Source organism: Shewanella sp. 10N.286.51.B7, assembly GCF_002873615.1.
In the GTDB taxonomy this organism is placed as follows: Bacteria; Pseudomonadota; Gammaproteobacteria; order Enterobacterales; family Shewanellaceae; genus Shewanella; species Shewanella electrodiphila.
Map to the genome: position 1 here is coordinate 1 of NZ_MCUF01000072.1, position 11,561 is coordinate 11,561.

Sequence of the window (11,561 nt, forward strand, 5' to 3'; positions counted from 1 at the left end):
CGTCACACACCTATAAGTATGTATTTAGACTTTATAATTAAATTCTTCTTTTTCAATATTCACTTTGACATTTGTGGTTTTTTTATTACCAGCCATGTTTTGTAAAATTTTAATAGAAAGATCTGGCAACATGGTGTTTTGCAAAATATTGTGAACGTTACGTGCACCAGAACCAGCATCCTGGCACATTGAAACAATTTTCGTGACCACATCTTCGCTATAACTAAACTTGGCTTGATAATGATGATTTAATCGCTTACCCACTCGTTGTAATTGCAAAGTCGTAATGTCATTGAGCATAGATTTACTCAGCGGGATGTATGGGATGACATTAAGTCTCCCCAAAAATGCAGGTTTAAAATAAGCTAGCAGGTCATCTTGTAATGCTTTACGTAGGCCATTAATTGAAGGGATGGTTTCCTCATCTTCAAATAATGACATTGTGGTATCTGTACCTGCATTAGATGTCATGATGATAATGGTATTTTTAAAATCAATATCCCTACCTTCACCATCCTTAATCATTCCTTTATCAAACACTTGATAGAATATATCTTGCACACCTGGGTGTGCTTTTTCCATTTCATCAAGCAAAATCACACTGTATGGTTTTCTGCGAACCGCTTCAGTTAATACCCCACCTTCACCATAACCGACATAACCTGGAGGTGAGCCTAGTAACAATGAAACCTTATGCTCTTCTTTAAACTCTGACATGTTAATAACAGTGACATTATCTTCACTGCCATAAACCTGTTCAGCCAAGGTCAATGCGGTTTCAGTTTTACCGACCCCACTTGGGCCAGCTAATAAGAACACGCCTATTGGACGTTTTTCATCGCCCAGTTGTGCACGAGATGTTTGAACTGTTTTAGCAATTAAATCTAAAGCATGATCTTGGCCAATTACGCGTTTTGACATACTGGCTTTAAGATCTAAAATCGTCGCTATTTCATCATCTTGCATTTTACCCGCAGGTATTCCTGTCCAGTCAGAAATCACTTCAGCCACTAATTGTTCATCAACTTGCCAATGCACCATAGGTTGCTTGTTTGCAGCTAAAGTCTGCTTTAGCTTGGTCAATTGAGCCAGGTAATCTGTACAGTCATCATTCTGCGTTTGGATCTGTTCAACAAGCTCCGAGATTTGTTTCACCGTGGCTAATTCAGATTCCCATTGTTTGATTAATGGTTTTAAGCTTTTTTCAAAGCCTTTTTGTGCTTTTGATAGCTCGGCCAATACTTTCTTGTGATCTGAACCGTTTTTTTGTTCGCGAGATAAGATAGCTATTTGGGTATCAAGCTGTTGGATTTGACGTTGTAATGACTCAACAGCGCCTGGTGTTGAAGCTTGGCTCATCGCGACTCTGGCACACGCAGTATCAAGAAGGCTGACCGCTTTATCAGGTAACTGGCGTCCCGTTATATAACGATGTGAAAGGTTTACTGCTGCACATAATGCTTGATCTGAAACTAAGATCTTATGATGCGTCTCCATAACGGGTAATAAACCACGCATCATGGCGACCGCTTGCTCAGGACTAGGCTCTTCAATTTTGACGACTTGGAATCGGCGAGTTAGTGCTGCATCTTTTTCAAAAAATTTCTTATATTCTGCCCATGTTGTTGCGGCTATCGTCCTTAACTCACCACGTGCTAATGCAGGTTTTAGTAAGTTTGCAGCATCATTTTGCCCAGCTGCGCCACCACTACCAATCATGGTATGCGCTTCATCAATAAATAGAATTATTGGCTTAATTGAGCTTTTAACTTCATTAATCAGTGCTTTAAGTCTATTTTCAAATTCACCTTTAACACCTGCACCAGCCTGTAATAATGCTAAATCTAGAACATGAATACTGACATTGAGCAGTGCATCAGGGACTTCTTGTTGTGCGATTTTTAATGCTAAACCTTCAACAACAGCCGTTTTGCCCACTCCAGCTTCGCCCGTCAGGATAGGGTTATTTTGACGTCTGCGGGTAAGGATATCTATCATCTGCCTGATTTCATTATCACGGCCTAAGATAGGGTCAATTTTACCGAGTTTGGCTTGTTCAGTCAGGTTTTGAGTAAACTGATCCAAGCTAGGTGTTTTACTCGGGGCACTCTGAACTGCTTGTGTTTCTTCAATATCAGAGCTTGATACTTTATGCTCTGTTGACTGCCTAGCCAGTTGGGGCCAAGCATGTTTGAGCTGTGCAGGGTCTATCTTCATTAACTGCTTGGCAGAGCGAGAAACCAATGAATTTAAAGAGTCATCTGTTAATAATGTAAAAATGATATAAGCGGCTCGGATCTCATCATCATTAAATTCAATCGTGGTGTTCAGCCATGTTTGACGCAGTAAGTTAACAATATGCGGTGACAAACTTGGCGCGGCACTATTACCTGTTTTGAACTTTTCTAGTCCATTTCTCACTTCACTTATGAGTTGTTCTTTTTGAATCGAAAAGCTGGCATTAATAATGTTTAAATCACCAGAATCACCTTCGAGTAAAGCAAGTAACCAATGCTCTATTTCGACGGTAAACTGACTGCGACTATGGCAAATACTCGCGGCAGATTCTAAAGATTTTCGACACACTGGATTCAGTTTTTCAACCAGTTTACTTAAGGTCATCGCTGACATGTTTATAGTCCTTTATTATTTATATCATTAGGCGTTTAAGTTGTTGTCCATTATCTGCGCGACTTAATAAACCGCATCCTAGTCCCAGTGGGACAGCAGACATAGACAATTGCGCTTTAGGCGCATCTTGCTGTTTTATTTCTAAATAAACTTTGTGTTTTACTGATTTACCTAAGTAGTTATCCACTAATTCTTTAAGCGGAAGGTACCCAGGTTCTCCAGGTAAAAAAGAAGCAACAGAACCTTTTTCACTGGGTTTGATGTTAATCGTAATACTGGAGTTAATGTCCCACACTTTACTGCCAATACTGGCGTCTTTTCCTAACTGAGCATATTGGCCCTCAGGCATAGCGCGGCTCACCATCCTTGTCTGCTCAGTGTTAGCTAATGACTGCCATCGCCCTTCGAAAGACTTTATCTCAACGATGCAACCCGTGAAATCTTCTAACATCAGCCTCAATGACTCTGCACTAGGAGACTTTCTTTGACTGAAACCACTGTAATAACGGCTATGAGTGCCTCCGCCACTTAATTGGTTCAACACATGACTGAAACTGTCTGATGTGCTTTTTTGTGACGAATCATAATTAACTGCAAAGCGATATTTTTCCCAGGCTCGATAAAACAAGGAAATTAACCGATGATTGAATAAGTCGTAGAAATCACGCATGCCAGTATCTTTTAGGCGCAATCGTTCAAGGACTAATTCGGTATAATGTTGCGGCAATACCCCACTTGGCCCAGTCATCCCCATAAAGGACACATGCATTTCGGCGGCTTGCTTACCTGTACGCTGGCTAAGTTTTGCGTCAATTTTGCTAATTGCTTGGCCTGGGAAACCTAAATGCTGATCCGATTTAAATCGAATTAGTTCTTCAGATGGAATCGCATCGTGACCGACTCTATAGCCTTTATCTTGATGAGATAATTGCAATTGGAATTGATATACCGCTTGATAAAAATCAAACTCAGTAGGCGCTTCAAGGATGGCTTGTAGATTCATAACAGCGGTATCTTCCCTGAACGTGCTGGCCAAGTATGATAAATGGCGTCTTGATCTTTAAATCGCATACTTAAGCGGGTAAAACTATTTACCACTGAAAACTGTGAGAAAAAATGGTCCAAAATACAGCAAAAGAAAAATACACCACTGCCTGAGTAATGATCTTTAATAAAAGTAATTTCGATATGACTTCCGCTGCAAAAGCTGATTCGGCCATTCTGATTGACTCGAGCAGTATCTTGGCTCACTTCTACATGATGTATATTTTCTATTAAATTTTTATTTTCTGGTGAACACTTAAAGTCATATAACTTAAGCGTTTCTTTTAAGTTGTTTAATGCATTTGGTCCACTAAAACTGTCAATAGAAAGGTGTCTAATTAGCTGCCACCTTGAGGCATCACCTAATGTGGCTCTGACAGGTAAAGTTGGCGCTAATAAGCATTTAACTTGTTTAATGATATCTGCACGCTCTGGTACAAACATCTTAGGTTCGTCAGTGCCAAAAGGTAAATGCGCTGGCAAATTTCGATTACTGCATTGCGCAGTAATACTTAATACCCAAGCGCCGTAATCTTCTTCTGGAGTAAAGCCTTTAAAGTTATGGTCGACTAATGACAAATAAGAGTCTGTGCCTTGTTCAGTGTAGCCACCAGCCCAACTTGCAGATTCTCTTCTCACATTCCAAAACAGATTGTTATGGCCTAAGTATTGAGGATGAGACTCACCGTAAAATGGGGTAACTTCAACTTTATTATCCTTAGGATCATAAGCAATCACCTCTTGTATATTAATGATTTCGGAGACTTCGGCATCGGCATATTTAGCCGCTAACTTATATTCATATTGAGCGCCTTCAATACTTACAGACTCTAGCTTTTGCTCGAATAAATTGATAACTGGCGTACAGCCCAATAAAAAATGGTTGGCAGAGACTTGCTTCTCTAAATCTTGCGAACCTTCTTTTAAGTAAATATACAGTGAAAATGAGTCGTCAATCCCCTTCCATGAATCTTCTAAATCATCGATATCAAAGAATAAAAATTTCTCAGGGAAAATAAAGTTCTCAAGCAATAAACGGTAACCACTGCTACTGCGTTGACTGTAAGGAATAACCTGCTCTTCATCATCAAAACCAACAGTTTTTAAATGACGTTTGGTTAAAAACTTGCACACTGATTGGCTTTCATTAACTAAAGCAAACCCTAGACTATGCTCAAAAAGAAGTTGATATAGCTGGAAGGTTTGATGATCTTGTCCATTAAGAAAAAAACGTAACTTACCAAGCCCCAAGTTTTGCATGCTCATTTTTTCAAATTCACAGGCAATATCAAGCTTAATAATGGCTTTAGCACGTTGTGGCCATTGTGGCTCAGGAGCTGTAAAAGGCGCATTCTGAAATTGAGCTTTTGTCACTTCAATAGGCCATAATTTCATGTCGTAACATGTTTGAAAATGACAGGTTTTCATTCCTTCAACTTGCGTATCAACCTTGGTATTTTTAGGTAATAGCACACCTGTCGTCGACAGGTTTTCAGTCGTCACTTGAATAACAGACATCGAAGGTATCGGTGCTTGATAATCTGGATATAACTGTCCTAGCAATGCTTCAGTTAACTCAGGAAAACTGTCATCTAGCTTTTGTCTTATTTGCGCCGTTAACAAAGAGAAAGCTTCAATCATTCGAGAAACATGTGGATCTTCAACATGTTCATCACTTAATCGTAATCTGCCTGCGACTTTAGGGTATTGCTCAGCAAACTCTGATCCCATATGCCTGATATAAGCGAGCTCACGATTGTAATATTCTAATAATTCTTGGTTCACAATGATGCCTCATTTACTATCATGGCGAGATGAATAGGTTCTACTTCTGAGTCAAAGGTAATAAATTCAGGTTCTGGATCTGCATATAGCAACGCATTGATTTTCAATCTAAGCACTCGGTCTAATGGCTGTTCGTTATCAACGGTTTCGACCATGACTTCTAAAAATCGAGGTTCAAAGCGTTTGATAGTGTCAGCAACCTGCTGACACAACATTTGACGACCATCTAAACTTGCAACTGGCATTGATGAAAAATCTCTTAGGCCGTAATTCATTAACGACTTATCGAGTTCTGCTAAATGATCAGGCCATGTTTGCCATTGCAATTTAGCATTGAGTAAATTTTCAAGATCCCGACGAACATTAGCCCTAAGTTGGCGTAAATTAAGTCCGCGATGACTATCTTTAATGTCTTGTTCATCAGGCGCATCATCGATTAATCTATCGAGTACGGATGCCATAATTGGTTGAGTGCTTTTCATGAGTTAATTTATTGCAGAGCAGGAGTGTTAATTTTTTGGATTTGATTTAATGCCAAGGCATTATCATCAACAAACCACATTTTTAGCCCTTTGCCCGACATGACATTTGTTGCCACTTCTTCCCAATCGGTTTCGCGGCCAAGCTTTTGCGCATCTGTTTCACTGCCGCCATAGACCATAGGAATATGTGCTTCACCACTAGGGCCATCTTTAATCGCGAGCTCAACACGTCGCCAAACGGTTTCCACTAATGACGAGACGGGTTTGAAGTGGATATAATCAATTTCTGAATGTTGGGCTAGATAGTAGTGACCATCGGTGCCAAATATTTCAATAAATCCACCTAAGGTATCGTCTAGATCTCTAATTTCTTCTTTGGTATTTTCGTCAAAAACTAGGCTAACTTGTGGACGATGGCTTTCAAGGTTTTCAGCACAAACAGTCACATCATCCTGAGCATCAGTTAACGCTAATCTAAGTTTGATTAATGCTTCAGAGTGGGTATCAGTTTGGGAAAACAATTTCGGTGTCGCTTGACCTGACATAAAGTCTTGCCTAGCTTGCTCCGCTCTAATGAGTTGACGCAGATTTGATGCCCCGACAAGGAAATCAGGGTGCTTCTGAACTAATAAATTAAGCTGTTTATCAGCACGTTCAAGTGATCCATTGATACATAACAATTCTATTAACGCACTTTTCAGATCGACATTCATCGGATCTTCTTTCAGTTCTGTTTCAACGAATGAAATAGCTTGTTGTAATTGGCCATTATTAAGCATTTGATTGATATTTTTCATTGTAATCCTTTACTAATTTCTTGACGTAAGTTCGGTCACTAACTTGATGCTAGAAACCATTTGATCTAATTGAAAATGCGGTTGAAGTTGTATAATTGAATAGAAATGACCTGGCTTTCCTCGCATTTCTTTAACTTGCACTTGAGCATTTCGAAGTGGGTATTGACTACGTACATCATCAGATGAAACTTCAGATGCTGTCGTGTATTGGTGTAACCACAATTGTAAGTCTCGTTGACATGCTTCAGCAGAATTCAAAGAGCCAATTTTTTCACGGCCAATGACTTTGATGTAATGTGCGAACCGAGAGACGCATAAAATGTATTGCAACATTGACGATAATTTAGCGTTGATGTTGTCTTCTAAAAGCTCATATTTCGGTGGCTCTTGTATGGAGGCGTTACTATAGAAAACTAAGTGCTCACACCCAGAGACTGGAGATAGTGGGATAAAGCCTTGATCAGACAATGCCTTTTCAGCTCTATCACTCACAAGTAAATCCACCGAAGGTTTGTTCCTTTTACGGTATAAATCAGTCTCATACTGACAAACTGCAAGGTCACAAACGAGTCCTTTCTTTCGCGCTCCTGGTTCTAAGCCACGAATATGGCCAAACCAACCAGAGTCACTAAATGAGCGAATAATTATGCCGCCAAAGGCATATGCCGCGTTGCCCCATAAATGGTCCTGATTTGGATTTTTAATCGACTCTTTAAATTTAAAGCCTTCACTGCGAGTGCCGTCTATCAAATAAGGTGAACGCATTAAAATATTTGGCAGGGTTAAGCCTATAAACCGTGCATCGTCCATTTTTCTTAATGAATTCCATTTCAAATATTCATGTTGTTCAAATATTTTGCCGATATTCATATGAGCAGATAAATCAGTAAAATCGTCTGCCCCAAATAATGAAGGACTTGCTGAGGTTATAAAGGGGGCAAATGCCGCTGCAGCTGTGCGAGAAATATCCTTTAAAACATCAATATCGTTTGTCGATACTCCCGGACGATTTTTATGGCTCATTTGATAGTCGCCAATCAACGCACCAAAAGGCTCTCCACCCGACATATCATATTCGTTGTTATAAATGAGTTTAAAAAACTCACTTTGGTCGAACTCTATCGCACGATTAATATCTTTTGATAATGTCAGCCAACAGCAATCTAACAGCTTAACTTTGACCTTTTGGTCTTTATCATGCATTTCTTGCTGGTTAACGATATACAAAATTCCACGCCAACTCGCTTCTAGGGCTTGAAAGGATGCATGGTGAATAATGGTATTTATTTGTTGCTCTAACTGCCTGTCTATTTCCTCAATTGCTTTGATCAAAAAAGGTAATACCGATACTTTATCGAATCGTGACAGTGAATGGTTTGAATTCTCAAGCCATAACAAAAGCGATCTCGTTGAATCAGACTCCCTGAGGAATCGTTCAACAAGATGCTTATTTTTAAGCTTTTGAGGAGTAGAAGACACCGATGTGGGGACATCGGTGCCTTCTTTAAAGATTTCACTTGTAACAAATGAAATAGCTTCTTGCGTCATCGTTTGTTTCTATCCTTGAAAACAAATCCGGCTATCTTTCGCTGATTAGCCTACTTTCGGAATTTTAGCGACTAAACGCAAAGAAGCAGTTAACTCTTCCATTTGTAACCAAGGACGAAGCCATGCAACTGCATTATAAGAACCCGGTTGACCTGGGATCTCTTTAACCTCAACCTTCGCATCTGCAAGTGGATATTTAGAACGAATGTCTTGCCCACCACCTTCAGATGCATTCACAAATGACAGAATCCATCTGTTTAGCCAAGCTTCTACATCATCAGCTTCCATAAAGCTGCCGATTTTATCGCGGGCCATTACTTTTAAATAATGAGCAAAACGAGAAGTCGCCATTAAGTAAGGTAAGCGTGATGAAATTGCTGCGTTAGCGGTTGCATCATGATTTGAGAATATTTTTGGCTTCTGACAAGATTGAGCGCCAAAAAAGACTGCGTAGTCAGTATGTTTATAATGACATAAAGGTAAGAAACCTAACTTACTCAATTCAGCTTCGCGGCGGTCAGTAATGCCAATCTCTGTTGGACACATTAAGTCTGGGTCACCATCATCGCTGGTGAATACATGAGCTGGTAGTCCTTCAACTTTACCACCACCTTCAGCACCACGAATTGCAGTACAGAAACCGTATTGACTAAATGCCTGCCCCATATTGGTCGCCATCACATAAGCCGCATTCATCCAGCAGTAATCGTCATGACCAGCCACTTTTGAGCGCCCGCTTGCTTCGTCAATATCAAACTCTTCGTAGCAAAACTCTTCAACAGGTTTAGTGGCAGAGCCATATGGTAAACGTGCTAATACGCGCGGCATTGTTAATGTAACAAAGCGAGAGTCATCACTGTCTCTGAATGAACGCCATTGCGTATATTCAAGAGACTCGAATACTTTCTCTAAATCACGCGGTTTGCTTAGTTCAGTCCAATCATCAAAACCGAATAAAGAAGCGCCAGATGCTGAAATAAATGGACAGAATCCTGCTGCTGCCACATTCGACATGAGTGAAAGAGACTCAACATCTTCTGGATGGTTACTGAATTCATAATCGCCGACTAAACAGCCATATGGTTCGCCACCTGGTGTGCCAAATTCTGCTTCATAGATTTTTTTGAACATTTGGCTTTGATCAAATTCAACCGCTTTGCTTAAATCTTTATGTAGCTCCTTTTTAGACAAGCTCATCACACGGATTTTCAATGTCGCATTGGTTTCAGAATTCTTAACCGTATGATGAAGTCCACGCCAGCTACCTTCTAGCTTTTGTAGCTCATCGTTATGCATAATGGCTGATAGCTGTTTAGAGATAACTTCATCTAATTGGCTTATCGCTTTATTAAAGGTAACAGTAAGGTTTTTATCCCATTGCACGGTGCCTTTAAGGGCTTCTTCGGTGAGTGAACGAATGAGTTCTTCAGCACGAGTTGAATCAGTCTGTTTAGTGGCACCGATTGCCTGTTCAAGAATCGATGCTTCTATTGTTTGCTCTTCAGTTGTCGCATCTAATGTGGCTGCTTCCATGCTCATTACTCTGCTCCTTTAAGGTTAAGTTCACCTGCAAGTTTGTCTAAGCTATTTGTATTGCTTAGTACTTCTTCCAGAATGTTCTCAAGGTTTTCAGAGCGATCGACTTTCGTCATCAAGTCACGCAATTTATTACGCGTTTCCATTAATTTTTTTAATGGCTCAACTTGATTAACAATGGCTGCAGGTTCGAAATCTTCCATGCTATCGAACTTAAGCGAAACCTTCATTTCAGAATCATCATCAGCCAATGTATTTGGCACTGCGATGTTTAACTGAGGGCTCATACGCTTTAATACATCATTAAAGTTATCACGATCAATTTGCACAAAGCGGCGATCTTTTAATGGCTTAAGCGTTTCAGTGTTATGTCCAGAGAAGTCACCAGTGATACCGATGACAAATGGCAATTCTTTCTTAACTACTGTGCCTTCAGTTTCAACATCATAGGTAATGTGGACGCGTGGCTTTCTCACTCGTTTTAATCGATCATGTACACTCATTTGAACTCCTTTCAATAATATTGTGAGTAATCAACTAGGGATTATCTTCTGCTTTAATTCCAGATAGTTTGAAGAAGCCATTCCTCGCTTCTCCGTCTTGGATTAGTTCTTGTAGCAACTCAGGTAAACTTAAATCACTCCAACGAACCACTTGTTCAATGGCATAGGACATTGGAGAGTGAGGTTCGGTTTTTTTAAAAAAGGTCGCTATCATTTCTAGGTTATTTATCGCTTGCGCACGTGAATTAAGCTGTTGGCTCATTCCGTTTTGCCCAGCATCACTCACAACACTGTCACTTTCACTCGCTTCGCTTGGGTCAACATCTTCGCTGACATTAACTTTCTCGATAATGGGTGCTGAAATAGTGCGGATCTGTAAAGCGCATGCCTCTAACGCTTTACGGATATAGCTAGTAGGTTGTGGTTGGCCTGACATTGCGCTGTCCATGGCTTCGGACAAACGTAAAAATGCAGCAATGGCATCATCAATGTCTTGATTCAAATCTATATAGAAACTATCTGGCGTTTCTTTAATGCTCAGTTCAACTTCTTCAAGTGATACGGCACCTGAGTCAAAACGCTTTTCCTGCTTATCTTTATCTAAACGATCCACTTCTAAAGCTTGTTCATATTGCCAAGTGGAAAAGGCATAGCCGCCTTCAGTGATCGGGATTGTTTTAATGGGCTGAATGAGTGAACCTTCACTTTCAATGCCGTTTAGGCCAATAAGTGCAGCTATCCTTTCGGATAAATCATTAGGTTCAGGTGTGGGGTATAGGTTTTCCCAATAGGTTTCAATCAATTCAGCTGCAAGTGTAAAACCAAAACTCAGTCCTTTAAAGCCATGTAACCGACAAGCTGCTTCAATAAACCAAGCAATATATTCAATGTCTTTGGTTTGGTCTTTGAGTACGCCAGGAACTTGTTCAAAAATAGGACGCCAGTCTACTGCGACAGATAAGAGGTCTTCTTCATCAATCAGAGCTTTTCGCTCTTTTGCACGTGCATTATTCCTTACATCTTTTAGTAAGTAATAAGTCGACGTCGGGCTGATATCTTCACGGGGATCAATACCCGTTGCTGAATCTTCAGCAATAGGTAATATTAAATCATTAATGAATAATTCTTTTAGCTGGTTCAATTAAATTCAATCCTTGAATTATAAAAATATTGTCTCTTCCGAATAACTAATACTTTTTAGTGTATTCCTTACTTTAAATAGACATAAATAACAC

The 11,561-nt window shown here is 39.9% G+C and carries 9 protein-coding genes; all 9 read right to left on the reverse strand.

Going from position 1 to position 11,561, the window contains the following annotated elements:
- Window positions 1–24: 24 nt before the first annotated feature.
- The 9 genes from tssH to tssA are packed head-to-tail and all read right to left on the reverse strand — an operon-like array spanning window position 25 to window position 11,467.
- Window positions 25–2,631 carry a type VI secretion system ATPase TssH gene (gene tssH / locus BCU84_RS18155; protein ID WP_102529475.1) on the reverse strand — a complete coding sequence of 869 codons (2,607 nt, stop codon included), beginning with the start codon at window positions 2,629–2,631 and terminating at the stop codon, window positions 25–27.
- 19 nt (window positions 2,632–2,650) lie between these two features.
- The gene (gene tssG, locus BCU84_RS18160) at window positions 2,651–3,634 is read right to left on the reverse strand and encodes a type VI secretion system baseplate subunit TssG (RefSeq protein ID WP_102529476.1); all 984 of its coding nucleotides are present in this window, start codon (window positions 3,632–3,634) and stop codon (window positions 2,651–2,653) included.
- Window positions 3,631–5,460 (reverse strand): type VI secretion system baseplate subunit TssF, encoded by a 1,830-nt coding sequence (tssF, locus tag BCU84_RS18165; protein ID WP_102529477.1) that lies wholly within the window; start codon window positions 5,458–5,460, stop codon window positions 3,631–3,633. Before tssF ends, tssG begins: the two co-directional genes overlap by 4 nt.
- Window positions 5,457–5,942 (reverse strand): type VI secretion system baseplate subunit TssE, encoded by a 486-nt coding sequence (gene tssE, locus BCU84_RS18170; RefSeq protein ID WP_241904026.1) that lies wholly within the window; start codon window positions 5,940–5,942, stop codon window positions 5,457–5,459. Before tssE ends, tssF begins: the two co-directional genes overlap by 4 nt.
- 8 nt (window positions 5,943–5,950) lie before the next feature.
- A complete protein-coding gene (locus BCU84_RS18175) occupies window positions 5,951–6,739 on the reverse strand; it encodes a type VI secretion system accessory protein TagJ (RefSeq protein WP_102529479.1) in 789 nt (262 codons plus the stop codon).
- A gap of 12 nt (window positions 6,740–6,751) precedes the next feature.
- Window positions 6,752–8,287, reverse strand: coding sequence for a type VI secretion system contractile sheath large subunit (gene tssC / locus BCU84_RS18180; protein WP_102529480.1), 1,536 nt, complete (start codon window positions 8,285–8,287; stop codon window positions 6,752–6,754).
- 45 nt (window positions 8,288–8,332) lie between these two features.
- Window positions 8,333–9,826 carry a type VI secretion system contractile sheath large subunit gene (gene tssC / locus BCU84_RS18185; RefSeq protein WP_102529481.1) on the reverse strand — a complete coding sequence of 498 codons (1,494 nt, stop codon included), beginning with the start codon at window positions 9,824–9,826 and terminating at the stop codon, window positions 8,333–8,335.
- Window positions 9,826–10,326: a type VI secretion system contractile sheath small subunit gene (gene tssB, locus BCU84_RS18190; protein ID WP_102529482.1), complete on the reverse strand. Its 501-nt coding sequence runs from the start codon at window positions 10,324–10,326 to the stop codon at window positions 9,826–9,828. The genes tssC (BCU84_RS18185) and tssB overlap by 1 nt, the downstream gene beginning before the upstream one ends.
- Before the next feature lie 34 nt (window positions 10,327–10,360).
- The gene (tssA, locus tag BCU84_RS18195; RefSeq protein ID WP_102529483.1) at window positions 10,361–11,467 is read right to left on the reverse strand and encodes a type VI secretion system protein TssA; all 1,107 of its coding nucleotides are present in this window, start codon (window positions 11,465–11,467) and stop codon (window positions 10,361–10,363) included.
- Between the last annotated feature and the right edge of the window lie 94 nt (window positions 11,468–11,561).